General features: G+C 69.4%; 21 protein-coding genes. 11 read left to right on the top strand and 10 right to left on the bottom strand.

The features are described from left to right. Positions 1-49: 49 nt before the first annotated feature. Positions 50-2935 carry a putative bifunctional diguanylate cyclase/phosphodiesterase gene (locus I0D00_RS12035; protein ID WP_213639957.1) on the top strand — a complete coding sequence of 962 codons (2886 nt, stop codon included), beginning with the start codon at positions 50-52 and terminating at the stop codon, positions 2933-2935. Positions 2936-3020: 85 nt separating this feature from the next. After that, complete coding sequence (locus I0D00_RS12030) at positions 3021-4280, top strand: MFS transporter (protein ID WP_213639956.1); 1260 nt, start codon at positions 3021-3023, stop codon at positions 4278-4280. A gap of 11 nt (positions 4281-4291) precedes the next feature. Here the strand turns inward: I0D00_RS12030 and zwf are convergent, their stop codons facing one another. Further along, positions 4292-5779 (bottom strand): glucose-6-phosphate dehydrogenase, encoded by a 1488-nt coding sequence (zwf, locus tag I0D00_RS12025; RefSeq protein WP_213639955.1) that lies wholly within the window; start codon positions 5777-5779, stop codon positions 4292-4294. Positions 5780-5890: 111 nt separating this feature from the next. Here zwf and hexR point away from each other — a divergent pair, with 111 nt between their 5' ends. Together hexR and I0D00_RS12015 are read left to right on the top strand one after the other, a co-directional pair. Beyond that, positions 5891-6760, top strand: a complete 870-nt coding sequence (gene hexR, locus I0D00_RS12020) for a transcriptional regulator HexR (protein WP_213639954.1) — start codon at positions 5891-5893, stop codon at positions 6758-6760. A 105-nt stretch (positions 6761-6865) separates the two neighbouring features. Next, positions 6866-7090, top strand: a complete 225-nt coding sequence (locus I0D00_RS12015; protein ID WP_213639953.1) for a PA3496 family putative envelope integrity protein — start codon at positions 6866-6868, stop codon at positions 7088-7090. On the opposite strand, the gene I0D00_RS12010 is transcribed toward I0D00_RS12015, so the two are convergent. After that, the gene (locus I0D00_RS12010; protein WP_213639952.1) at positions 7032-7979 is read right to left on the bottom strand and encodes a LysR family transcriptional regulator; all 948 of its coding nucleotides are present in this window, start codon (positions 7977-7979) and stop codon (positions 7032-7034) included. The two genes, I0D00_RS12015 and I0D00_RS12010, sit on opposite strands and share 59 nt — an antisense overlap. Before the next feature lie 227 nt (positions 7980-8206). Here I0D00_RS12010 and I0D00_RS12005 point away from each other — a divergent pair, with 227 nt between their 5' ends. The 5 genes from I0D00_RS12005 to glsB all read left to right on the top strand — a co-directional run bounded on the left by I0D00_RS12005 (position 8207) and on the right by glsB (position 13812). Next, positions 8207-9622, top strand: a complete 1416-nt coding sequence (locus I0D00_RS12005; protein ID WP_213639951.1) for an acetyl-CoA carboxylase biotin carboxylase subunit — start codon at positions 8207-8209, stop codon at positions 9620-9622. An 11-nt stretch (positions 9623-9633) separates the two neighbouring features. Then, complete coding sequence (gene oadA, locus I0D00_RS12000; protein WP_213639950.1) at positions 9634-11439, top strand: sodium-extruding oxaloacetate decarboxylase subunit alpha; 1806 nt, start codon at positions 9634-9636, stop codon at positions 11437-11439. 122 nt (positions 11440-11561) lie between these two features. Beyond that, positions 11562-12503, top strand: coding sequence for a sodium-dependent bicarbonate transport family permease (locus I0D00_RS11995; RefSeq protein ID WP_213639949.1), 942 nt, complete (start codon positions 11562-11564; stop codon positions 12501-12503). A gap of 1 nt (position 12504) precedes the next feature. Continuing rightward, positions 12505-12807, top strand: coding sequence for a DUF3240 family protein (locus I0D00_RS11990; protein WP_213639948.1), 303 nt, complete (start codon positions 12505-12507; stop codon positions 12805-12807). 96 nt (positions 12808-12903) lie between these two features. After that, positions 12904-13812, top strand: coding sequence for a glutaminase B (glsB, locus tag I0D00_RS11985; protein ID WP_213639947.1), 909 nt, complete (start codon positions 12904-12906; stop codon positions 13810-13812). Here glsB and I0D00_RS11980 read toward each other — a convergent pair. From I0D00_RS11980 to I0D00_RS11965, 4 genes are all read right to left on the bottom strand, one after another. Continuing rightward, complete coding sequence (locus tag I0D00_RS11980) at positions 13809-14516, bottom strand: GNAT family N-acetyltransferase (RefSeq protein ID WP_213639946.1); 708 nt, start codon at positions 14514-14516, stop codon at positions 13809-13811. The genes glsB and I0D00_RS11980 overlap by 4 nt on opposite strands. A 19-nt stretch (positions 14517-14535) precedes the next feature. After that, positions 14536-14994 carry a GNAT family N-acetyltransferase gene (locus tag I0D00_RS11975; protein WP_215730808.1) on the bottom strand — a complete coding sequence of 153 codons (459 nt, stop codon included), beginning with the start codon at positions 14992-14994 and terminating at the stop codon, positions 14536-14538. A 116-nt stretch (positions 14995-15110) separates the two neighbouring features. After that, positions 15111-16100 carry an asparaginase gene (locus tag I0D00_RS11970; RefSeq protein WP_213639945.1) on the bottom strand — a complete coding sequence of 330 codons (990 nt, stop codon included), beginning with the start codon at positions 16098-16100 and terminating at the stop codon, positions 15111-15113. 59 nt (positions 16101-16159) lie between these two features. Beyond that, positions 16160-17599, bottom strand: a complete 1440-nt coding sequence (locus I0D00_RS11965; RefSeq protein ID WP_213639944.1) for an alanine/glycine:cation symporter family protein — start codon at positions 17597-17599, stop codon at positions 16160-16162. Positions 17600-17756: 157 nt separating this feature from the next. On the opposite strand from I0D00_RS11965, the gene I0D00_RS11960 reads away from it, so the two are divergent. Then, complete coding sequence (locus I0D00_RS11960) at positions 17757-18575, top strand: helix-turn-helix domain-containing protein (RefSeq protein ID WP_213639943.1); 819 nt, start codon at positions 17757-17759, stop codon at positions 18573-18575. 6 nt (positions 18576-18581) lie between these two features. Here I0D00_RS11960 and I0D00_RS11955 read toward each other — a convergent pair whose 3' ends face one another. The 3 genes from I0D00_RS11955 to I0D00_RS11945 are packed head-to-tail and all read right to left on the bottom strand — an operon-like array spanning position 18582 to position 20390. Continuing rightward, the gene (locus I0D00_RS11955; protein WP_213639942.1) at positions 18582-19277 is read right to left on the bottom strand and encodes a GNAT family N-acetyltransferase; all 696 of its coding nucleotides are present in this window, start codon (positions 19275-19277) and stop codon (positions 18582-18584) included. A 13-nt stretch (positions 19278-19290) separates the two neighbouring features. Next, positions 19291-19743 (bottom strand): GNAT family N-acetyltransferase, encoded by a 453-nt coding sequence (locus I0D00_RS11950; protein WP_213639941.1) that lies wholly within the window; start codon positions 19741-19743, stop codon positions 19291-19293. 14 nt (positions 19744-19757) lie between these two features. Further along, positions 19758-20390, bottom strand: a complete 633-nt coding sequence (locus I0D00_RS11945; RefSeq protein WP_213639940.1) for an FMN-binding negative transcriptional regulator — start codon at positions 20388-20390, stop codon at positions 19758-19760. Positions 20391-20480: 90 nt separating this feature from the next. Between I0D00_RS11945 and pdxR the strand changes: the two genes are divergently transcribed. Next, positions 20481-21953 (top strand): MocR-like pyridoxine biosynthesis transcription factor PdxR, encoded by a 1473-nt coding sequence (gene pdxR / locus I0D00_RS11940; protein WP_213639939.1) that lies wholly within the window; start codon positions 20481-20483, stop codon positions 21951-21953. Positions 21954-22022: 69 nt separating this feature from the next. On the opposite strand, the gene I0D00_RS11935 is transcribed toward pdxR, so the two are convergent. Then, on the bottom strand, positions 22023-23447 hold the full coding sequence (locus tag I0D00_RS11935) for an aspartate ammonia-lyase (protein WP_213639938.1): 1425 nt from the start codon (positions 23445-23447) through the stop codon (positions 22023-22025). Positions 23448-23541: the final 94 nt, after the last annotated feature.

Raw genomic sequence — 23541 nt, 5'->3', positions numbered from 1 at the left:
TCGGGTATGCTCCGCCGACGCCTAGGCAACCACTACAAGAACACCGCCTATGACAGCCAGCACAAATGCCCCCTCCGCGGAGTTGCCGCCCGACAGCGGCAGCCCTATCCAGCGACAGTTCGCCACGCAGTTCGCCGTCGAGCGGACCCGCCTGCTCTATCAGGGCTCGCGGGTGCCGACCCTGTTGATGCTGCTCAACGGCCTGGTCTGCGCCTACCTGCTGTGGTCCCCGCAGACCCGCCTGCTGCTCGGCGGCTGGCTGGTCTGGCTGGTGCTGCTGGCGGTGTTGCGTCTGGTCCAGGTGCAGGCCTTCAGCATGGCCCCGGCGCAGCGCCAGGCCCACCCGCGGTGGCAGCGGCGCTTCCTGTTCGGCGCCGCCGCCTCCGGCCTGACCCTGGCCTTCGCCGCCATCGCCCTGGTGCCGGCCGACCAGTTCTTCCAGCAGGCCCTGCTCTATGGCCTGATCTGCGCGGCGATCCTCTCCGCCAGCGTCGCCTATGCCATCAGCCTGACGGCTTTCCTGACCTTCGTCTTGCCCTGCCTGTTGCCGACCCTGACCTACCTGCTGCTGAGCGACCAGCGCCTGCTGCAGGGCTGGGGCCTGCTCGGGGTGATCCTGAGCCTGGCCCTGCTGGTGGTGGCCTGGCAGGTCAACCGCCTGGTGCAGCGCAGCCTGCTGCAGCGCTTCCAGAACCAGGCGCTGATCGACCACCTGGAACACGCCAAGCGCCAGGCCGAGGGCCTCAACGCCGAGTTGGCGCGCGAGGTCGAGCAGCGCCGCCGGGCCGAGCGCGAGCTGCGCGAGGCCCACGGCGAGCTGGAGGGGCGCGTGGCCGAGCGCACCCTGGAGCTGGACGCCGCCACCCAGGCCCTGGGCAAGAGCCAGGCGCGCCTGGCCCTGGCCCTGGAGGCCAGCGAGCTGGGGCTGTGGGACTGGAACCTGCAAAGCGACGAGGTGCACCACTCGCACCTCAAGGAGCTGTTCGGTCTGGAGCCGGAGGCCGTGCAGATCATGCTGCGCGACCTCAAGCCGCGCCTGCACCCGGAGGACCTGCCGCTGCTGCGCCGGGCCCTGGTCGAGCACTTCAAGGGGCAAAGCGACGGCTACCAGATCGAGTACCGCATCCAGCACGCCGCCGGCCACTGGGTGTGGATAGAGGACCGTGGTCGCGCGGTGGAACGCGACGATCAGGGCCGGGTGCTGCGCATGCTCGGCACCCGCCGCGACATCAGCGCGCGCAAGCGCCTGGAGCAGCAGCAACGGCTGGCCGCCACGGTGTTCGATGCGGCCAGCGAGGGCATCGTCATCCTCGACCCGGACTACCGCCTGCTGGCGGCCAACCAGGCCTTCCTCCAGGTCACCGGCTACCGCGAGGACGAGCTGGTGGGCAAGAACGTGGCGACCCTGATCAGCAGCCGCGAGTCGCGGCGCCAGTACCAGTCGATCCGCCTGGAGCTGGAGGCGATCGGCAGCTGGCAGGGCGAACTGATCGAGACGCGCAAGAACGGCGAGCTGTACCCGCAGTGGCTGCAGCTCAAGGTGGTGCGCGATGCCAAGGGCCAGGTCAGCCATATCGTCGGCTTCTTCGCCGACCTGTCGGCGCGGCGCGAGACCGAGGAGCGCCTGCGCTACCTGTCGCACTACGACGAGCTGACCGGCCTGGCCAACCGCAGCCTGTTCAAGCAGCGCCTGCACGAGGCCGCCCAGCGCGCCCGGCAGAACCGCCGCAGCCTGGCCCTGCTGCATATCGACCTGGACCGCTTCAAGCTGCTCAACGACAGCCTCGGCCACGACCTGGCCGACCAGCTGTTGCGCCAGATGAGCCAGCGCCTGACCCAGGCCGCCCCCGAGGCGGACTGCATCGCCCGGCTGTCCGGCGACGAGTTCGCCGTGCTGCTCGACTCCTACGGCAGCCTGTCGAGCCTGGCGCGCATGGCCAGCCGCCTGCTGGCCAAGCTGCGCCTGCCGTTGGTGGTCGGCGACCAGGAGCTGGTGATCAGCGCCTCGATCGGCATCAGCCTGCTGCCGGACAACGCGCGGGAGATCTCCGCGCTGATCAGCCAGGCCAACATGGCCATGCAGCATGCCAAACACCTGGGCGGCAACACCTTCCAGTTCTTCACCGACAACCTGCAGGCCTGCACCCTGGAACGCCTGCAGCTGGAGAACCAGCTGCGCAAGGCGATCGCCGAGGACCAGCTGGAGGTCTTCTACCAGCCCAAGCTGTGCCTGGCCGACGACAGCGTCAAGGCCGCCGAGGCGCTGGTGCGCTGGCGGCACCCGCAGCTGGGCCTGGTGCCGCCGGGCGAGTTCATCGGCCTGGCCGAGGAAACCGGGCTGATCGCGCCGATCGGCGAGTTCGTGCTGCGCCAGGCCTGCCAGCAGGCGCGCGAGTGGCAGCGCCAGGGCCTGGCCGAGATCCGCGTGTCGGTCAACCTGTCGGTGCATCAGCTGCGCCAGGGCAACCTGACCAGTCTGGTGCGCCAGGTGCTCGAGGAAACCGGCCTGGCCCCCGACCTGCTGGAGCTGGAGCTGACCGAGAGCCAGCTGCTGGACAACGTCGAGAGCGTCATCGCCACCTTCCAGCAGCTGCGCGACCTGGGGGTCAAGCTGGCGATTGACGACTTCGGCACCGGCTACTCCTCGCTCAGCTACCTCAAGCGCTTCCCGGTGGACTACGTGAAGATCGACCAGAGCTTCATCCGCGACCTGGCGGCGGGCGGCGAGGATGCGGCGATCACCCGGGCGATCATCGCCATGGCCCACGGTCTGGAGCTCAAGGTGGTCGCCGAGGGGGTGGAGACCCAGGCGCAGATGGACTTCCTCAAGGCCCAGCACTGCGACGAGCTGCAGGGCTACCTGATCAGCCGGCCGGTGGAGGCGTCGGCCTTCGCCCAGCTGCTGCGCGAGCAGGCCGCGGTGCTGCCGGGCTGAGGCGGGGGAGCGGCGCGGCTGCTCTTGTCTCGCGGCGGGGCGCTGGTTACTGTCGCTGCGCCCGCCAGCCCGCCATGAGGACAGCATGCCGGCCCCTCGCCTCGCTTCCCCGGATCGCCCCGCCAATACCACCCTGCTGTTGCTGGCCTCGCTCTATTGCGCCCAGGGCCTGCCCTCGGGGCTGATCGCCCATTCCCTGCCGGTGCTGCTGCGCCAGCACGGCGTCGACCTGGCGCTGATCGGTCTGCTCAAGCTGCTGGCCCTGCCCTGGCTGCTCAAGGTGCTGTGGGCGCCCTGGGTCGACCGCCTGTCATCGCCGCGCCTGGGCCATCACCGCGGCTGGATCCTGCCGCTGCAGGGCGGCATCGCCCTGGTCGTCGCGGGCCTGGCCCTGCTGGCGCCGGGCGAGCTGTTCGGCCGCCAGCTGCCGCTGCTGCTGGGCCTGCTGCTGCTGGTCAACCTGGCGGCGGCGACCCAGGACATCGCCACCGACGGCCTCACCGTGCGCCTGCTGCCGGAGCGCTGGCGCGGCCTGGGCAACAGCCTGCAGGTGGGCGGCTACAAGGTCGGCATGCTGGTCAGCGGCAGCGGTCTGCTGCTGGTCTACGACAGTGTCGGCTGGAGCCTGTCGATGGGCCTGTTGCTGCTGTTGCTGCTGCTCACCCTGGTGCCGATCTGGCGTTTCGCCGAACGCGAGCGCCTGCCTTTTCGCCCGGCGCTGGCCGAGCCAGCGGGTCCCGGGCTGCTGCTGCGGCACTACCGCGGCCTGCTGGCGCTGCCGGGCATGGGCCTGTGGCTGGCGGTGCTGCTGAGTTTCAAGCTGGGCGACGCCCTGGGCTCGCCGATGATCAAGCCGATGCTGGTGGACCAGGGCTGGAGCGCCGCCGAACTGGGGCGGCTGACCCTGATCAGCAGCCTGGTGGGCATCGCCGGGGCGCTGCTCGGCGGCCTGCTCTACGCGCGCCTCGGCGTGCTACGGGCGCTGCTGCTGTTCGGCGCGCTGCAGGCCCTGGGCATCGGCGCCATGGCCGCGCTGGTGCAGGCCGGCGACAACCACGCCCTGGTCTATGGCCTGGCGCTGTTCGAGCAGGCGGCCGACGGCATGTCCACGGTGGCGCTGTTCGCCGCGATGATGCGTCAGTGCCGCGCCGAGCACGAGGGCGCCGACTTCACCCTGCAGGCCTCGGCGCAGCTGCTGCTGGGCGGCCTGGTGGGGGCGGCCAGCGGCCTGCTGGCCACCTGGCTCGGCTACGCCGGGCTGTTCCTCGCCGCCGGCGTGCTGGGCGCCGGGGTGCTGGTCCTGCTGCCGCTGTACTTCCGCCGGCAGCGTCTGGCCGGGGCCTGAGGCGCGGCGGCTCAGTCCGCCCACCGCCGGCCGTGGCGCTCCAGCAGATTCTGCGACTGCTCCGGGCCGTTGCTGCCGGCCGGGTAGGGGCGCGGGCTCTGGTAGTGCTGGTGCCAGCCCTGGATGATCGGGTCGATCCACTCCCAGGCGGCCTCCACCTCGTCGCGGCGCATGAACAGCGTCGAGTCGCCCTCGATCACGTCCAGCAACAGGCGCTCGTAGGCGTCCCAGCGGCGCTGCGTGCTGAAGGCGTGGGCCAGGTTGAGGTCCAGTTCCACCGGTTTCAGGCGCATGCCCTTGCCCGGGTTCTTGGCCATCAGCTGCAGGCTGATGCGCTCCTCCGGCTGCAGGCGGATCAGCAGGCGGTTGGCCTCGCCGTCGCCGAACAGGCGGTGCGGCACCGGCTTGAACTGGATGAGGATCTCCGAGGCCTTGCGCGCCATGCGCTTGCCGGTGCGCAGGTAGAAGGGCACGCCGGCCCAGCGCCAGTTGTCGATCTCCACCTGGATGGCGACGAAGGTCTCGCTGTCGCTGTCGTTGTCCACGTGCTTCTCGAAGTAGTAGGCCGGCACCTCCTGGCCGCCGATCTTGCCGGCGGTGTACTGGCCGCGCACGGTCTTGTCCTGCACGTCGAGGCCGGACAGCGGCTTGAGCGCCTCGAGGATCTTCACCTTCTCGTTGCGCACCGCCTCGGCGTCGAAGCGCACCGGCGCCTCCATGGCCACCAGGCAGAGCAGCTGCAACAGGTGGTTCTGCACCATGTCGCGCATCGCCCCGGCCTGGTCGTAGTACCCGCCGCGGTTCTCCACGCCGAGGGTCTCGCACACGCTGATCTGCACGTGGTCGATGTGCCCGGCGCGCCACACCGGCTCGAACAGCGCGTTGGCGAAGCGCAGCGCCATCAGGTTCTGCACGGTCTCCTTGCCCAGGTAGTGGTCGATGCGGAACACCCGCGACTCGTCGAACACCGCGCCGATCGCCGCGTTGATCGCCTGGGCCGAGGCCAGCGAGTGGCCGATCGGCTTCTCCAGCACGATGCGCGCCTTGGGCCCGGCCAGGCCGGCGATCTGCAGGTGGGCGGCGATGTCCTCGAACAGGTCCGGCGCGGTGGCCAGGTAGTAGACCCGCACGCGCTCGGCGGCGTCGCCCAGGTGCTTGGCCAGGCGGCCGAAGTCGGCGCTCTGGCCGGCGTCCATGGCGAAGTAGTCGAGGCGCGCGGCGAAGCCATGCCAACTGGCCTCGTCGAAGTCGGCGCGGGCCACCTGGGCGCGGCAGCGGCGTTCGGCGAGGGCCTGATAGGCGGCGCGGCTGTGTGGGCTGCGGGCCAGGGCGAGGATGCGCATGTCGGCGTGCAGGCGGCCGTCGCGGTGCAGGTGGTAGAGCGCGGGCAGCAGCTTGTGCAGGGCGAGGTCGCCGGTGCCGCCAAAGACCAGCATGTCACAGGAAATGCTCAAAGCAGGAACTCCGACTCGGTTTGGCCGTGCGGGGCCGGCAGTCATGTAGTATAACTACAAGATCACTACAACCCGTCTGCCCCGATCATAACCGAGTCGCCCCTCGGCTGCGGGGCGAGCGACGGATTCGCCATCCTCAAAGCCGAGCCTAATCTTGTGAATTTGTTGCAGCACATCGCCCAGTCCCGCCACCTGTTACGCAAGTCGGAGCTCAAGGTCGCCGATTACGTACTGCTCGACCCGGCAGCGGTGATGCACAGCTCCATGGCCGAGCTGGCGCACAGCGTCGGCATCAGCGAGCCGACCATCGTGCGTTTCTGCCGGGCCATCGGCTGCGGCGGCTTCCAGGACCTCAAGCTCAAGCTGGCGCAGAGCCTGGCCGCCGGCGCCAGTTTCGGCCAGTTCGCCATCCACGAGGACGACTCGGTCGCCGACTTCAGCCTGAAGATCTTCGACACCACCCTGCACACCCTGATGGAGGTGCGCGAGCACCTCGACTCCCAGGCGCTGCAGCAGGCCATCGCGGCGATCGCCCAGGCCCAGCGCGTGGAGTTCTACGGTTTCGGCGCCTCGGGCGCGGTGGCCGCCGATGCCCAGCACAAGTTCTTCCGCCTGCTGCTCACCGCCGCCGCCTATTCCGATCCGCACATGCAGGCGATGAGCGCGGTGACCCTCAAGCCCAGCGACGTGGCCATCTGCATCTCCCAGTCGGGACGCTCCAAGGACCTGCTGATCACCGCCAACCTGGTGCGCGAGTCGGGCGCCACCCTGATCACCCTGTGCCCGAGCCAGACCCCCCTGGCCGACCTGGCCACGGTCAACCTGGCCATCGACGTGCAGGAAGACACCGAGATCTACACCCCGCTGACCTCGCGCATCGCCCACCTGGTGGTGATCGACGTGCTCGCCATGGGCGTGGCCATGGCCCGCGGGCCGAGCCTGGTCAACCACCTCAAGAGCGTCAAGCGCAGCCTGCGCAGCCTGCGCCTGTCGCCCAAGTCGGTGAAGACGGTCGAGGAGCACTGAGCCCGCGCCGGCGGCGCGGTCACCGCAGCGTCATCGCCGCGCCGTCAAAGCGTCACGGGGCGCGCGCATGCTGAGACTTCCGAGAGTCAGCCTGGGAGTCAGAACATGCCTCGCTATGTGGATGAAGCGCAGTCGCACGCCAAGCTCGATGCCAAGACCCGCCGCAAGCTGCTGGACCAGCGGCGCATGGAATACCGCCGCGCCATCGAGAGCTACGCCGAGCAGCGCCTGCTGCAGCAGCAGCTGTCCGACTATCCCGAGCTGATCGCCGCTAATTACCTGGCGGCGGCCCATTCCCTGGGCCGGCGAAGCGCTCGGCCAGCTCGCTGATCTGGCTGCGCCGCTGGCGCACGAAGGCGAAGAAGGCCTGGGCCACCGGCGACAGGTACTTGCCCCGCGGGTGCACCACACACCAGCTGCGCAGCAGCGGCAGCTCGGTCACCGGCAGCTCGCGCAGCACCCCCTGGGCCAGTTCGCGGCGCACCGCATGACGCGGCAGCAGGGCCAGGCCCAGGCCGGCGATCACCCCTTCCGCCTGACCCTCGGTGGAGCCCACCTCCAGGGTCTGGGCGAAGTGCGCGCGCTTCTGGTGGCAGTACTCCTCGCAGGCCCGGCGCGTACCCGAGCCGGGCTCACGCACCAGCAGCGGCCAGGCGCTCAGGTCCTGCAGGCTCAGCTGCTGGCGGGCGCACAGCGGATGGTCGGGCGCCGCCACGGCGACTATGGGGTTGTTGAGGAAAGGCAGGAATTCCAGGGCCATGTCCGAGGGCACCAGGGACATGATCAGCAGGTCGTCGCGGTTGGCGCTCAGGCGCTTGAGCGCCTGGGCGTGATTGACCACCACCAGCTGCAGGCTGACCTCGGGGTATTCCCGGCGAAATTCGGCGAACAGGTGGGGAACGAAGTACTTGGCGCTGGACTCCACGGCCAGGCTCAGCTGCCCCTGCAGCGAGCCCTGCAGGTCGGCCAGCTGCATGTCGAGGCTCTCCAGGCGGCCGAAGATGTCGGCGCTGGCCCGTTGCAGGGCCTCGGCGGCGTCGGTCAGGTGCAGCTTCTTGCCGACATAGTCGAACAACGGCTGGCCGAGCAGTTCCTCCAGCTGACGAATCTGCAGGCTGACGGCTGGCTGGGTCAGCGACATCTCCTCCGCGGCGCGGCTGTAGGAGCGCTGCTGGCACACCGAGCGGAACACCTGGAGTTGGCGCAATGTCATGCGCATCAATGACTTACGCACCTTGTACCTCGAATGGCGGCGGCCTGGATGGGCGTCCCGCAAGGATGCATTAGCTATTACTTATAGCCAATCAAATTATTATTGATTTTGGGTAATTCGTTGTTCGGCGTAGGGTGATACCGCGACCGCTAGCTGGACGGCGGTCACGCGCCGACCGGCTTGTGCCGGCGCGCGAGCAACCGATTATCTGAGCCTGGCCGAGGAAAAAGCTTGTGATCAAGAAAATCCTGATTGCCAACCGCGGTGAGATCGCCGTGCGCATCGTGCGCGCCTGCGCCGAGATGGGCATCCGCTCGGTGGCCATCTATTCCGACGCCGACCGCATGGCCCTGCACGTCAAGCGTGCCGACGAGGCCCACGGCATCGGCGCCGACCCGCTGGCCGGCTACCTGAACCCGCGCAAGCTGGTCAACCTGGCGGTGGAGACCGGCTGCGACGCCCTGCACCCCGGCTACGGCTTCCTCTCGGAGAACGCCGAACTGGCGGAGATCTGCGCCGAGCGCGGGATCAAGTTCATCGGCCCCTCGGCCGAGGTGATCCGCCGCATGGGCGACAAGACCGAGGCCCGGCGCAGCATGATCAAGGCCGGGGTGCCGGTCACCCCGGGCACCGAAGGCAACGTCGCCGACCTCGCCGAGGCGCTGCGCGAAGGCGAGCGCATCGGCTACCCGGTGATGCTCAAGGCCACCTCCGGCGGCGGCGGCCGCGGCATCCGCCGCTGCAACAGCCGCGAGGAGCTGGAGCAGGCCTATCCGCGGGTGATCTCCGAGGCGACCAAGGCCTTCGGCTCGGCCGAGGTGTTCCTCGAGAAGTGCATCGTCAACCCCAAGCACATCGAGGCGCAGATCCTCGCCGACAGCCACGGCAACACCGTGCACCTGTACGAGCGCGACTGCTCGATCCAGCGGCGTAACCAGAAGCTCATCGAGATCGCCCCCAGCCCGCAGCTGACCCCCGAGCAGCGCGCCTATATCGGCGACCTGGCGGTGCGCGCGGCGCAGGCGGTGGGCTACGAGAATGCCGGCACCGTGGAGTTCCTGCTCGCCGAGGGCGAGGTGTACTTCATGGAGATGAATACCCGGGTGCAGGTGGAACACACCATCACCGAGGAAATCACCGGCCTGGACATCGTCCGCGAGCAGATCCGCATCGCCAGCGGCCTGCCGCTGTCGGTCAAGCAGGAAGACATCATCCACCGCGGCTTCGCCCTGCAGTTCCGCATCAACGCCGAGGACCCGAAGAACAACTTCCTGCCCAGCTTCGGCAAGATCACCCGCTACTACGCCCCCGGCGGCCCCGGCGTGCGCACCGACACGGCGATCTACACCGGTTACACCATTCCGCCCTACTACGACTCCATGTGCCTGAAGCTGATCGTCTGGGCGCTGACCTGGGAGGAGGCGATGGACCGTGGCCTGCGCGCCCTGGACGACATGCGTGTGCAGGGGGTCAAGACCACCGCGGCCTACTACCAGGAGATCCTGCGCAATCCGGAGTTCCGCAGCGGCCAGTTCAACACCAGCTTCGTCGAGAGCCACCCGGAGCTGACCGAGTACTCGATCAAGCGCAACCCGTCGCACCTGGCCATCGCCATCGCCACTGCCATTGCCGCCCACGCTGGCCTGTGAGGATTTGAGATATGTCTAAGAAGATCACCGTCACCGACACCATCCTGCGCGACGCCCACCAGTCGCTGCTGGCCACGCGCATGCGCACCGAAGACATGCTGCCGATCTGCGACAAGCTCGACCGGGTCGGCTACTGGTCCCTGGAAGTCTGGGGCGGCGCCACCTTCGACGCCTGCATCCGCTTCCTCAAGGAGGACCCCTGGGAGCGCCTGCGCCAGCTCAAGGCGGCACTGCCCAACACCCGCCTGCAGATGCTCCTGCGTGGACAGAACCTGCTCGGCTACCGCCACTACAGCGACGACGTGGTCAAGGCCTTCGTGGCCAAGGCGGCGGTCAACGGCATCGACGTGTTCCGCATCTTCGACGCCATGAACGACGTGCGTAACCTGCGCGTGGCCATCGAGGCGACCAAGGCCGCCGGCAAGCACGCCCAGGGCACCCTGGCCTACACCGTCAGCCCGGTGCACACGGTCGAGGCGTTCGTCAAACAGGCCAAGGCCATGCAGGCCATGGGCATCGACTCTGTGGCGATCAAGGACATGGCCGGCCTGCTCACCCCGTACGCGGCCTACGACCTGGTCAAGGCGCTGAAGGAAGAGGTCGACCTGCCGGTGTTCGTCCACAGCCACGACACCGCCGGGCTCGGCGCCATGTGCCAGCTCAAGGCCATCGAGGCCGGCGCCGACCATATCGACACGGCCATCTCCAGTTTCGCCTGGGGCACCAGCCACCCGGGCACCGAGTCGATGGTCGCCGCCCTCAAGGGCAGCGCGTACGACACCGGCCTGGACCTGGAGCTGCTGCAGGAGATCGGCCTGTACTTCTACGCGGTGCGCAAGAAGTACCACCAGTTCGAGAGCGAGTTCACCGCCGTGGATACCCGCGTGCAGGTCAACCAGGTGCCGGGCGGGATGATGTCCAACCTGGCCAACCAGCTCAAGGAGCAGGGCGCCCTGGACCGCATCAACGAGGTGTTCGCGGAAATCCCGCGGGTGCGCGAGGACCTCGGCTTCCCGCCGCTGGTCACCCCGACCTCGCAGATAGTCGGCACCCAGGCGGTGTTCAACGTGCTCGCCGGCGAGCGCTACAAGACCATCACCAACGAGGTGAAGCTCTACCTGCAGGGCCGCTACGGCCTGGCCCCGGGCGAGATCAACGAGCAGCTGCGCAAGCAGGCGATCGGCAGCGAGGAAGTGATCGACGTGCGCCCGGCCGACCTGCTCAAGCCGGAGATGGTCAAGCTGCGCGGCGAGATCGGCGCCCTGGCCAAGTCCGAGGAGGACGTGCTGACCTACGCCATGTTCCCCGACATCGGCCGCAAGTTCCTCGAGGAGCGCGAGGCCGGCACCCTGACCCCCGAGGCGCTGCTGCCGATTCCCGAGGCCGGCGGCGCCAGACCGGCGGGCGGCGAGGGCGTGCCCACCGAGTTCGTGGTCGACGTGCACGGCGAGAGCTACCGGGTCGACATCACCGGCGTCGGCGTCAAGGGCGACGGCAAGCGTCACTTCTACCTGTCCATCGACGGCATGCCGGAAGAGGTGGTGTTCGAGCCACTCAACGAGTTCGTCGGCGCCGCCGGCGGCAAGCGCAAGGCCGCCGCGGCGCCGGGTGACGTCAGCACCAGCATGCCGGGCAACATCGTCGATGTGCTGGTCAAGGAAGGCGACGCGGTCAAGGCCGGCCAGGCGGTGCTGATCACCGAGGCGATGAAGATGGAGACCGAGGTGCAGGCGCCGATCGCCGGCACGGTCAAGGCCGTGCATGTGGCCAAGGGCGACCGGGTCAACCCGGACGAAGTGCTGATCGAGATCGAATGAAGGCCGCCGCATGTATCGCCGGCTAGGCTTTAGAACGTCTTGTAACGAGTGAGTCCTCTGGGAGCCGCAAGGCTCCCTTTTTTTGCCCGGTCGAAGGTTGTCGGCCGGATCAGGAGCGTGAGATGGGCATCGATCCCGTAGTGTTGTTCTTCGTCTTCGGCCTGGCCGCCGGCCTGCTGAAGAGCGAGCTGAAGCTGCCGCCGGCGCTGTACGAGACGCTGTCGATCATCCTGCTGCTGGCCATCGGCCTGCACGGCGGCGTGGAACTGGTGGAGCACGCCAGTGCGACCTTGTTGCTGCAGGCGCTGCTGGTGCTGGGCCTGGGCGTCTTCCTGCCGTTGCTGGCCTTCACCCTGCTGCGCGGCCTGCGCTTCGACCGCATCAATGCGGCGGCGGTGGCGGCGCACTACGGTTCGGTCAGCGCCGGTACCTTCGCCGTGGTGGTCGCCTACATGGTCTCCCGCGACATCGCCTTCGAGAGCTACATGCCCCTGTTCGTGGCCATCCTGGAGATCCCGGCGATCCTGGTCGGCATCGTCCTGGCCAAGGGCATCAGCCGCGACACCCACTGGGGCGAACTGGGCCGGGAGATCTTCCTCGGCAAGAGCATCATGCTGCTGCTCGGCGGCCTGATCATCGGCGCGGTGGCCGGCAAGGAGGCGATCAAGCCGCTGGAGCCTTTGTATACCAGCATGTTCAAGCCGGTGCTGGCGTTCTTCCTGCTGGAAATGGGCCTGATCGCCTCCGGTCAGCTCGGTTCGCTGAAGCAGTTCGGCCTGCGCCTGGTGAGCTTCGCCCTGCTGATGCCGCTGATCGGCGCGCTGATCGGCGCCCTGCTGGCGCGCTTCATGGGCCTGTCGCTGGGCGGCACGGCCATGCTCGCCACCCTGGCGGCCAGCGCCTCCTACATCGCCGTGCCGGCGGCCCTGCGCCTGGCGTTGCCCCAGGCCAACCCCTCGCTGTCCTTGACCGCGTCCTTGGGGATCACCTTCCCCTTCAACATCCTGATCGGCATTCCGCTCTACCACGGCTTGGCCGAACGACTCATCGCCTGGGGGCTCTGACATGAACGCATCGACCCGTACCCTGCTCACCGTGATCTGCGAGGCGGCCCTGGAGAAGAAGCTGGTGGCCGACCTGGAGCACCTCGGCGCCCCCGGCTGGACCATCACCGATGCCCGCGGCCGCGGTGGCCACGGCGTGCGCAGCGCCGGCTGGGACACCGAGGGCAATATCCGCGTGGAGATCATCTGCGCCCGCGAGCTGGCCGAGCAGCTGGCCGAGCACCTGCAACAACACTACTACGCCGACTACGCGATGATCTGCTACCTGGCCACGGTCGAGGTGTTGCGCCCGCAGAAATTCTGACCCGCGCCAAGGGCCGGCTGCTGTGATCAGCGCCGGCCCTCGAGCGTCTAGCAGCCATAGCCCGGGCGCCGCCCGGGCCCGGCTGCGAGCTTCCCCATGCAAGACCTGTTGAACGAGATACTCGACGAAGTCCGGCCGCTGATCGGCCAGGGCAAGGTGGCCGACTACATCCCCGCCCTGGCCGGCGTCGAACCCAACCAGCTGGGCATCGCCGTGTACGGCAACGACGGCGAGCTGCATGTGGCCGGCGATGCGCGCACGGCCTTCTCGATCCAGAGCATCTCCAAGGTGTTCAGCCTGGTCCAGGCCATCGGCCATTCCGGCGAGGCGATCTGGCAGCGCCTGGGCCACGAGCCGTCCGGGCAGCCGTTCAACTCCCTGGTGCAGCTGGAATTCGAGCGCGGCCGACCGCGCAACCCCTTCATCAACGCCGGCGCCCTGGTGATCTGCGACATCAACCAGTCGCGCTTCGCCGCCCCGGCGCTGTCGATGCGCGACTTCGTCCGCCGCCTGGCCGGTAACCCGGAGCTGGTGATCGACACCAGGGTGGCCGAGTCGGAATACCAGCACCGCGCCCGCAACGCCGCCATGGCCTACCTGATGCAGGCCTTCGGCAACTTCCACAACGATGTCGAGGCGGTGCTGCGCAGCTACTTCAGCCACTGCGCCCTGCGCATGAGCTGCGTCGACCTGGCGCGGGCCTTTTCCTTCCTGGCCAACGACGGCTATTGCCCGCACAGCGGCGAGCAGCTGCTCAGCGCCCGCCAGGCCAAGCAGGTCAACGCCATCATGGCCACCAGCGGGCTGTACGACGAGGCCGGCAACTTCGCCTACCGGGTCGGCCTGCCGGGCAAGAGTGGGGTCGGCGGCGGCATAGTGGCGGTGGTGCCGGGGCGCTTCAGCGTCTGCGTCTGGTCGCCGGAGCTGAACGCCGCCGGCAACTCCCTGGCCGGCATGGCGGCGCTGGAGCTGCTCAGCCAGCGCATCGGCTGGTCGGTGTTCTAGCCCGCGGTCCCTCGCTCGGCCGGGTCACGCCGGCGCAGCTCGGCCAGCCGGCGCCGCTGTCGTCCCGCGGCGTCGAAGTTGTCCGCCGCCAGCCAGCGCTGGAAGGCCAGGCCGATGGCCGGCCACTCGCCGTCGAGGGCGGCGTACCAGGCGGTGTCGCGGTTGCCCGCCTTGACCACCAGGTGCTGGCGGAACAGGCCCTCGTAGGCGAAGCCGAGGCGCTCGGCGGCCTGCCGGGAGCGGACGTTCCGCGCGTCGCACTTCCACTCCAGGCGCCGGTAGCCCAGCTCGAAGACGTGGCGGGCGAGCAGGTAGATGGCCTCGGTGGCGCGTACGCTGCGCTGCATGGCGCGGCCGAAGCAGATATTGCCGATCTCGATGCGGCCGTGCTCGGGGACTATGTTGAGCAGGCTGAGCAGGCCCTGGGCCTGGCCGCTGGCCGGGTCGAGCGCGGCGAAGTACAGCGGGTCGGCGCTGGCCTGGTTGCCGCTCAGCCAGGCGTCGAAGGCGCTGCGCGTGGCGAACGGGCCGAAGGCCATATAGTCCCACTGCGCCGGGTCGGCGCCGGGGCCCTGCAGGGCCTGCCACAGGGGCGTGCCGTGACGGTCCGGGTCGAGCGGCTCGAGGCGCACGTACTGGCCGTCCAGGGGCCGGCGCGCGGGGACCCCGGGCGGTCGCCAGTGGGGCAGGGGAGTACTCGACACGGGCGGCTCCCGGTCTCGTTCAGTTCAGCAGCTTGCGGTACTGGACGAAGCCCGAGCGCGCGGCGATGCGCTCGTAGAGCAGCATGGCGCGGCTGTTGCTCTCGTGGGTGAGCCAGTAGACCCGGGCGCAGTCGGCCTGGCGGGCCTGGTCGTAGACGTGCTCGATCAGCTGGCGGCCGATGCCGCTGCTGCGCACGTCCTTGGCGATGAACAGGTCCTGCAGGTAGCAGTAGTCGCCGAGCGTCCAGCTGGATCGGTGGAAGATCCAGTGCACCAGGCCGATGGCCTTGTCCTCGTGCCAGGCGAGGGCAGCGTGCATCGGTTCGCCGGGGTCGAGGAAGCGCTGCCAGGCCTGCTCGCTGGCGGCGGCGGCAATCTCGGTCATGTAGAAGCGCTGGTAGCCCTGCCACAGGGGCAGCCAGGCGGCATGGTCGGCGGCGCCGACCGGGCGGATCTCAACGGGAATGCGTACGGCCATCGGGCGACCTCCTCTAGCTGCAACTTCTCATCCTGAGACTCTTGCCCGTGCCGCGCAAGTGCGCAAGGGTCGCGCGGCTCGGGCCGGCCACGGGCCGAGCCGGGGCCGCGCGGACCTCAGTCGGCGTTCTCGCCGCACAGGTCGAGGGCGAACCAGGCTTCGACCTCGGCCTGGGAGAGGCCCGCGCCGAGCAGGGCGAACAGCTTGCCCAGGGCCGCTTCGCGGGTCATGCCGCCGGCCGAGACCAGGCCGGCGCTGGCCAGCCGGCTGCCGGCGGCATAGGTGCCGAAAGCGACATGGCCGTGGGGGCACTGGCTGATCGCCGCGAGCACCACGCCACGCGCGTGGGCGTCCGCCAGTGCGGCCAGCAGCGCGGCATCGTCCGACGGCCCGGTGCCGCTGCCGTAGCACTCCAGCAGCAGGCCGCGCACGCCGCTGGCCAGCAGCGCCTCGACCTGGGCGGCCTGGATGCCGGGGTAGAGCGGCAGCACGGCGAGGTTCACCGGCTGGCGCGGCTGGCGGTAGTCGAGCTCGGCGGGGATCGCCCCGGCCCGGGCGGCGACGCGCTGGCGCGGCTGCTCGGCGAAGGCCTCGAACACCGCGCTGCCCAGCTTGCTGACCCGTGCGCCGTGCATCAGCTTGCCGTTGAAGTACAGCCGCACCCCCGGGGCCACGCCCTGCCGCAGTGCGGCCATGGCGCCGAACAGGTTGCTCCAGGCGTCGCTGTCCGGGGCGCCGGCGGGCAGCATGGCGCCGGTCAGCACCACCGGCACCGGCAGGCCCAGCAGCAGGAAGCTCAGCGCCGCGGCGCTGTAGGCCAGGGTGTCGGTGCCGTGCAGCACCAGCACCGCGTCGCAGCCGTCCTGCTCGACGCCGGCGCGGATCGCCGCGGCCATGCTCAGCCAGTTGGCCTGGCTCATGTTGGCGCTGTCGAGCGGGGGCGTCAGCTCGCGGAACACCCAGGGCGGCAGCTGGCGGCCGGTCTCCAGGGCCTGCTGCGAGCGCAGCCGGGCCTCGAAGCCGGAGGCCGGCGCCAGGCCGCTGGCGGTCTGTTGCATGCCGATGGTGCCGCCGGTGTAGAGCACCAGAAGTTTTGTCGAAGGCATTGGCCTCTCCTCATACGCAACAGGGGCCGTCATGGCCCCTGTTGCAACTGCGCGATCGATCAGCGCTGATGCGCGTTATGGGCGATTTCGGCACTCGCCGCCGGGCTCGGCGCGCCGGCCGGCCAGGCCGCCGGATCGAGATCCAGGTCGGCGAACTGCTTGGGATCGAACACCGGCGACTCGACGCCGGCCTTGACCTGGCTGTCGTAGTCGCGCATCAGGCGCAGGCCGACCTTGAACAGCAGGGCCAGGGCCACCAGGTTGGCGACCGCCAGCAGGCCCATGGTCACGTCGGCGAAGGCGAACACCGTGCCCAGGTCCTGCACCGAACCCCAGAGTACCAGGCCGATCACCAGCACGCGGTAGACCAGCACCGGCATGCGCTTCTGGCTGAAGAAGCCCAGGGCGTTCTCGCCCAGGTAGTAGTTGTAGATGAGGGTGGTGAAGACGAACAGCAGCAGGGCGATGCTGACGAACACCCGGCCCCACTCGCCGACCACGCTGGCCACGGCGGTCTGGGTCAGCACCACGCCGGCCATCTCGCTGCCCGGCTGGTAGACGCCGGAGAGCAGGATGATCAGCGCGGTGCAGCTGCACAGGACGATGGTGTCGATGAACACGCTGAGCGATTGCACGATGCCCTGGGCCACCGGGTGCTTGACCTCGGCCACGGCGGCGACGTTGGGCGCGCTGCCCAGGCCGGCTTCGTTGGAGAACAGGCCGCGCTTGACCCCCATGATGATCGCCGCGCCGATGCCGCCGGCGAAGGCCGGCTCCAGGCCGAAGGCGCTCTTGACGATCAGGCCGAGGACCTGCGGCACCTGGTCGATCTGGCTGCCGATGACGAACAGCGCCATGGCGATGTAGGCGAAGGCCATGGCCGGCACCAGCACGTCGGCGATGCTGGCGATGCGCTTGATGCCGCCGAAGATGATCAGGCCGATCACCACCATCAGGGCGATGCCGCTGACGTGGGTGGGCAGGCCGAAGGTGTCGTGCAGCGAGCTGGCCACGGTGTAGGACTGCACGGCGTTGAAGCCGAAGCCGAAGGTCACCAGCAGCAGCAGGGAGACGACGATGCCCAGCCAGCGCTGGCCGAGGCCGTGCTCGATATAGAAGGCCGGGCCGCCGCGGTAGCTGCCGTCGGGCTCGCGGCGCTTGTACAGCTGGGCCAGGGCGCACTCGAAGTAGCTGGTGGCCATGCCGACCAGGGCCACCACCCACATCCAGAAGATCGCGCCGGGGCCGCCGAGCATGATGGCCACCGAGACCCCGGCGATGTTGCCGGCGCCGACCCGGCCGGCGACGCTGAGCATCAGCGCCTGGAACGAGCTGAGCTGGCCCGGCTGGCGTTGGAAGGCCTCGGCGAAGATGCGGAACATACGGCCGAAGTAGCGGAACTGGACGAAGCGCGAGCGGACGCTGAAGTACAGCCCGAGGCCGATCAGCATGACGATCAGCAGCTTGCTCCAGAGCAGGTCGTTGACGAGGTCGAGCATGGGGAAAGTCTCTCTTGTCGTTATGCGGGGACGCCACGCGGGCGAATGACCCGGGCATGGTTGGGTAATCGCCCTGCCCTGGCAATTTCGCAGGGCGCGGCGAGGTGATGCGAGTCGATGCTACAATCGCGTCATTCGCATCACCTCGCCAGGCACCATGACCGATCATCTAGGGCACAACCTCAAGCTGCTCTGCAGCCACTACCGCTCCATCGCCGAGGTCTGCCGCCAGCTGGCGATCAACCGCGCCCAGTTCAACAAGTACCTGAGCGGCCAGAGCCGGCCGACGCCCTACAACCTCAAGCGCATCTGCGATTTCTTCGGCGTCGAGGCCTACGAGCTGGGCCTGCCCGCCGAGCAGTTCGCCGGGCTGGTCGGCGCCCGCGACGCCGGACAGGAGCGCGCGGCGCCCGGCGACCCGCTGCTGGAGCTGCTGCAGCCGCTGCGCGAGCACGGCAGCAGCCTGTCGCGCTATTGCGGCTACTACCTGGAGTATGCCAACTGCATGTCGGTGCCGGGGCAGATCCTGGTGTCGCTGGTGCAGCTGCGCGAGGAGCGCGGCAGCTACCTGTTCGAGCGCCAGGAGCGTCAGGGCCGGCCCCGCGGCCCCGGCCCGGAGGCCGACGATTCGGTGCGCTGCCGCTACCTGGGCGCGGCCTTCTACCTGCAGGACCGCCTGTTCCTGATCGACTACGAGTCGCTGACCGGCAACGAGATGAGCCAGACCATCCTGATTCCCAGCTTCAAGAGCCGCATCACCCGGCTCAACGGCCTGAAGACCGGGGTCTCCAGCGGCGACCGGCGCACTCCGGCCTGCACCCGGGTGGTGTGGGTGTATTTGGGCACGGAGGTCAACCGGGTCAACGCCTACCGCCAGGTGATGCTCTACAGCGCGGACGACCCGCGCATCGCCGCCGACATTCGCCAGCGCCTGGCCGCCGCGCACCTGCGCGACGGCCTGTTCGAGGTCGAGTGAGCGGCCTCAGGCCCGGCCACAGTCCTCGCGCAGCTGCGCCAGTCGCTGCCGCTGCCGTCCCTGGGCGTCGAAGTTGTCTTCGGCCAGCCAGCGCTCGAAGGCGGCGCGGCGGCACGGCCACTCCCGGTCGATGATGGAGAACCAGGCGCTGTCGCGGTTCTGCCCCTTGACCACCATGTGCTGGCGGAAGGTGCCCTCGTGGACGAAGCCCAGGCGCTCGGCGGCGCGCATGGAGCGGGTGTTGCGGGCATTGCACTTCCACTCCAGGCGACGGTAGCCGAGCGTGGTCATGGCCAGCTCGGCCAGCAGGTAGACCGCCTCGGTGGAGGCCGGGCTGCGCTGCATGGCGGCGCCGAAGGCGATGTGGCCGATCTCGATGCAGCCGTCCCTGGGCGCCAGGCGCAGGAAACTGAGCAGGCCGACGCAGCGCCGGCTGGCCTGCTCGATCACGGCGAAGAACAGCGGGTCGGCACCGGCCGCGTTGCCGGCCAGCCAGGCGGCGAAACCCGCAGGCTCGGCGAAAGGGCCGTAGGGCAGGTAGTCCCACAGCAGCGGGTCGCTGTCCGGACCCTGCAGCGCCCGCCACAGGTCGTCGCCGTGCCGCGCCGGGTCGAGGGGCTCCAGGCGCACGTAGCGGCCGTGCAGCGCCGCCCGTGGCGGGACAGGGCGGGGCTGCCAGCCGGACAAATCGGCACAGGTCATGGCGCTGCTCCCTTCACAGGCTCTTGCGGTACTGGACGAAGCCCGAGCGCTCGGCGATGCGCTGGTACAGCTGCATGGCGGTGGCGTTGCTCTCGTGGGTCAGCCAGTGCACCTTGCTGGCGCCGGCGGCGCGGGCCTCGGTGTACACATGCTCGATCAGCAAGCGGCCGATGCCGGTGCCGCGGGAATCGGCGGCGACGAACAGGTCCTGCAGGTAGCAGGAGTCTTCCACCGACCAGTTGCTGCGGTGGAAGATCCACTGCACCAGGCCGATGGCGCGCTCGCCCTGCCAGGCCAGGGCGGCGCGGGTCGGCTCGACGGCGGCGAGCAGGCGTTGCCAGGTGACGGCGCTGGTCGCCTCCGGGAGCTCGCTGCGGTAGAAGCTCAGGTAGGCCTGCCACAGCGAATGCCAGGCGGCGTGGTCGGCGGCGGTGACCGGGCGGATCTCGAGGGCGATGCTGGACATGGTGACTCCCTGGTTTAGTGAGCGCTGGGCATGCGTGCGGCCAGCTCGCGGTCGCCGCTGGCGGCGCTGCTGTTCAGGCCCTGGTGCACGCCGCGCTGGTCGGCCGGGCTGCGGTTCTGGCTGAGCTTCCACTGGCCGTCGAGGCGCTGGATCGGCAGGGCGAAGCCGACGATGGCGCGCAGCATCGCGTCGATATAGTCGCGCGGCGCGTCGCTCACCGCCCAGGGCTGGGCGCGGCCGGCCTCGTGCCGCTCGCTGAGGCGGCCGAGCAGGTGCAGCAGGCGCTCGGGTTCGTCGAACAGCTCGGCGCGGCCATGGGCATGCACGGCGATGTAGTTCCAGGTGGGCACCGCCTTGCCGTGCTCGGCCTTGCTCGGGTACCAGCCGGGGCTGACGTAGGCGTCCGGGCCGCTGAACACCGCCAGCGCCTCGCCACCGTTCTCGAGGTCGCGCCACTGCGGGTTGGCCCGGGCGAAGTGGCCGTAGAGGGTGCCTAACTCGCCCTCCGCGGGCTCCAGCAGCAGCGGCAGGTGGCTGGCCTGCAGGCCGCTCGCGCCCCGGCTGACCACGGTGGCCAGGCCGCTGGCGGCGATCTGCCGGTGCAGGGTGGGGAGGTCGTGCTGGCGAAAGGGCGCGGGTGTGTACATGGCGAGTCTCCGAAAGCAGGCAGGACCATGCTAGGCAAGACATTGGTCTGTTGTAAGATCCATTTATTGCGAACTTCATGGAGCCAATCTATGGTCCGCCCAGTGCCGTTGCCCGTCGACCTCTACGGTATCCAGCTCGACCCGGCCCTGGGCCTGGCGCGCCAGCTCTATCAGGCGCTGCGCGCGCGCATCCTCGATGGCCGCCTGGCGGGCGGCACCCGCCTGCCGGCCAGCCGCGACCTCGCCGGCCTGCTGGGCATCTCGCGCAACACCGTGACCCGTGCCTTCGACCAGTTGTATGCCGAGGGCTATGTGGAGGGGCGGGTCGGCGCCGGCACCTATGTCGCCGAACTGGCCGCGGTGGTGCGCCCGGCCCCGCCGAGCAGCGCCGACCCGGGGGCCAGCCCGGCCCTGCAGCGGCTCGTGACGCATCACCTGAACCCGCCGCTGGAGGGGGCGCCGCGGGCCTTCCGGGTCGGCGTGCCGGCCTTCGACCTGTTCCCCTTCGAGACCTGGGCGCGGCTCTCGGCGCGTTTCTGGCGCAAGCCGTCGCCGGCGCGCCTGGGCTATGGCGACCCGGCCGGCGACGCGCAGCTGCGCGAGCTGATCGCCGCCTACCTGCGCAACAGCCGCGGCCTGCACTGCGACCCGGCGCAGATCGTCGTCACCTGTGGCGCCCAGCAGGCCATCAGCCTGTGCGCCCAGCTGCTGGTGCAGCCGGGCGACCGGGTGGCCATCGAGAACCCGGGCTATCGCGCCGCCGGCCATGCCTTCGCCGTGGCCGGCGCCGAGTTAAACGGCATCGCGGTGGATGACGAGGGCCTGGACGCCGCCGCGCTGGAGCGCGCCGGCGACTGCCGCCTGGCCTATGTCACGCCCTCGCACCAGTACCCCACCGGGGTCGTCCTGTCGCTGGCGCGGCGTCTGGAACTGCTGGACTGGGCCGAGCGTCACGACGCCTGGATAGTCGAGGACGACTACGACGGCGAGTACCGCTACAGCGGCACGCCCCTGGCGCCCCTGGCCGCCCTCGACCGCCAGGGCCGGGTGCTCTATGTCGGCACCTTCTGCAAGATCGCCTTCCCCGCACTGCGCCTGGGTTACCTGGTGCTGCCGCCGGCCCTGGTCGAACCCTTCGCCCGCCGCCGCGCCCTGGACATGCGCCATTCGGAGATCGGCAGCCAGGCGGTGATGGCCGAGTTCATCGCCGCCGGGCACTTCCAGCGGCATATCCGGCGCATGCGCATGGCCGCGCGGAGCCGCCGCGATGCCCTGCTGGCCGGTTGGCCGACCGATGTGCCCGGCTGCGCGCCGCTGCCGCGGGTGGAGGCCGGCCTGCACCTGTGCGTGCGGGTCGACGGCCTGGCGCGCGAGCGCGAGCTGGTGACGGCGGCGGCCGAGGTGGGGGTGGAGGTCGGCGCCCTCAGCGACTACTGGCTGGCGGACAGCCCGGAGCCTGCGGAGCGGCGCGCCGGGCTGGTGCTGGGCTTCGCCGCGGTGCCCGAGGCGCAGATCGCCGCGGCGATCGCCGCGTTGCGTCGAGCTTGGAAACTGGCGGAATAAAAAAGGGATGGCCGAGGCCATCCCAGAGAGGTGAGGCTGGTGAGGCCTCGTCTGTGCGAGCAGTTACGCTCAGGCCTGCAGCGGCACCAGGCGCGGAGCGATCATGTTCTCCGGGCGGAGGATCTCGGCCAGCTCGGCGTCGTCCAGCAGCTGCTCCTCGCGCACCAGCTCCAGCACGCCGCGGCCGCTGTCCAGGGCCAGCTTGGCGATGCGCGTGGCGTTCTCGTAGCCGATGTAGGGGTTCAGCGCGGTGATCAGGCCGATGGAGTTCTCCATCAGCGCCCGGCAATGCGCCTCGTTGGCACTGATGCCGTCGATGCACAGCTCGCGCAGCATGTCCATGGCGCGGGTCAGCAGGCGGATCGAGTCGAAGATCTTGTAGGCGATCAGCGGCTCCATGACGTTGAGCTGCAGCTGGCCGCCCTCGGCCGCCATGGTCAGCGCCAGGTCGTTGCCGATCACCTCGAAGGCCACCTGGTTGACCGCCTCGGGGATCACCGGGTTGACCTTGCCGGGCATGATCGAGCTGCCCGGCTGGCGCGGCGGCAGGTTGATCTCGTTGATCCCGGTGCGCGGGCCGCTGGATAGCAGGCGCAGGTCGTTGCAGATCTTCGACAGCTTGACCGCGGTGCGCTTGAGCATGCCGGAGAACAGCACGAAGGCGCCCATGTCGCTGGTGGCCTCGATCAGGTCGGCGGCCGGGGTCAGCGGGTGGCCGCTGATGATGGCCAGGCGCTTGACCGCCAGGGCCTGGTACTTGGGATCGGCGTTGATCCCGGTGCCGATGGCGGTGCCGCCCAGGTTGACCTCGGTGAGCAGGGTCGGGGCGAGCAGCTTGAGGTGCTGCAGGTCCTCGCCGAGGGTGGTGGCGAAGGCGCGGAACTCCTGGCCGAGGGTCATGGGCACGGCGTCCTGCAGCTGGGTGCGGCCCATCTTCAGCACATGGCCGAACGCCAGGCCCTTGGCGGCCAGCGACTGGATCAGCTTGTCCAGGGCAGTGAGCAGGCTGTCGTGGCCGAGCAGCAGGCCCAGGCGGATGGCCGTGGGGTAGGCGTCGTTGGTCGACTGCGCCATGTTCACGTCGTTGTTCGGGTGCAGGTACTGGTACTCGCCCTTCTCATGGCCCATGGCTTCCAGGGCGATGTTCGCGATCACCTCGTTGGCGTTCATATTGGTCGAGGTGCCGGCGCCGCCCTGGATCATGTCGACCACGAACTGCTCGTGGAACTCGCCCTGGATGATGCGTGCGCAGGCGGTGCTGATCGCCGTGTGCTTGGCCGCCGACAGGTGGCCCAGTTCGCGGTTGGCGTCGGCCGAGGCCTGCTTGACCATGGCCAGGCCGACCACCAGCTTCGGGTAGTGCGCCAGCGGCACCCCGGACAGACGGAAGTTGTGCACGGCGCGCAGGGTCTGGATGCCGTAGTAGGCCTCGGCGGGGACTTCGAGGGTGCCGAGCAGGTCTTTTTCGACGCGGAAGGATGCAGCAGCGGACATGATGACGGGAGTCTCTGGAATAAGCGGCACAGGCCGCGATGCCTTCTAGACTAGGGTTTGCGGCGGTATGCCGGCTAATGCTGTTAAACGCTGG

The organism is Pseudomonas lalucatii (assembly GCF_018398425.1).
Taxonomy (GTDB): Bacteria; Pseudomonadota; Gammaproteobacteria; order Pseudomonadales; family Pseudomonadaceae; genus Aquipseudomonas; species Aquipseudomonas lalucatii.
Note: the sequence above shows the minus strand (reverse complement) of the source record. Positions and strands in the feature narration are given on the sequence as shown.

Bases quoted from the DNA above. Each gene is read 5' to 3' on its own strand.
- glsB (WP_213639947.1), top strand. From the start codon at position 12,904: ATGCAAGACCTGTTGAACGAGATACTCGACGAAGTCCGGCCGCTGATC.
- I0D00_RS11970 (WP_213639945.1), bottom strand. From the start codon at position 16,100: ATGCCTTCGACAAAACTTCTGGTGCTCTACACCGGCGGCACCATCGGC.
- I0D00_RS12015 (WP_213639953.1), top strand. From the start codon at position 6,866: ATGCCTCGCTATGTGGATGAAGCGCAGTCGCACGCCAAGCTCGATGCC.
- I0D00_RS12010 (WP_213639952.1), bottom strand. From the start codon at position 7,979: ATGCGCATGACATTGCGCCAACTCCAGGTGTTCCGCTCGGTGTGCCAG.
- I0D00_RS11945 (WP_213639940.1), bottom strand. From the start codon at position 20,390: ATGTACACACCCGCGCCCTTTCGCCAGCACGACCTCCCCACCCTGCAC.
- I0D00_RS11955 (WP_213639942.1), bottom strand. From the start codon at position 19,277: ATGACCTGTGCCGATTTGTCCGGCTGGCAGCCCCGCCCTGTCCCGCCA.
- I0D00_RS11950 (WP_213639941.1), bottom strand. From the start codon at position 19,743: ATGTCCAGCATCGCCCTCGAGATCCGCCCGGTCACCGCCGCCGACCAC.
- I0D00_RS12035 (WP_213639957.1), top strand. From the start codon at position 50: ATGACAGCCAGCACAAATGCCCCCTCCGCGGAGTTGCCGCCCGACAGC.
- I0D00_RS11995 (WP_213639949.1), top strand. From the start codon at position 11,562: ATGGGCATCGATCCCGTAGTGTTGTTCTTCGTCTTCGGCCTGGCCGCC.
- pdxR (WP_213639939.1), top strand. From the start codon at position 20,481: ATGGTCCGCCCAGTGCCGTTGCCCGTCGACCTCTACGGTATCCAGCTC.
- I0D00_RS11990 (WP_213639948.1), top strand. From the start codon at position 12,505: ATGAACGCATCGACCCGTACCCTGCTCACCGTGATCTGCGAGGCGGCC.
- I0D00_RS11975 (WP_215730808.1), bottom strand. From the start codon at position 14,994: ATGGCCGTACGCATTCCCGTTGAGATCCGCCCGGTCGGCGCCGCCGAC.
- I0D00_RS11960 (WP_213639943.1), top strand. From the start codon at position 17,757: ATGACCGATCATCTAGGGCACAACCTCAAGCTGCTCTGCAGCCACTAC.
- I0D00_RS11965 (WP_213639944.1), bottom strand. From the start codon at position 17,599: ATGCTCGACCTCGTCAACGACCTGCTCTGGAGCAAGCTGCTGATCGTC.
- oadA (WP_213639950.1), top strand. From the start codon at position 9,634: ATGTCTAAGAAGATCACCGTCACCGACACCATCCTGCGCGACGCCCAC.
- I0D00_RS12030 (WP_213639956.1), top strand. From the start codon at position 3,021: ATGCCGGCCCCTCGCCTCGCTTCCCCGGATCGCCCCGCCAATACCACC.
- I0D00_RS11935 (WP_213639938.1), bottom strand. From the start codon at position 23,447: ATGTCCGCTGCTGCATCCTTCCGCGTCGAAAAAGACCTGCTCGGCACC.
- zwf (WP_213639955.1), bottom strand. From the start codon at position 5,779: ATGACTGCCGGCCCCGCACGGCCAAACCGAGTCGGAGTTCCTGCTTTG.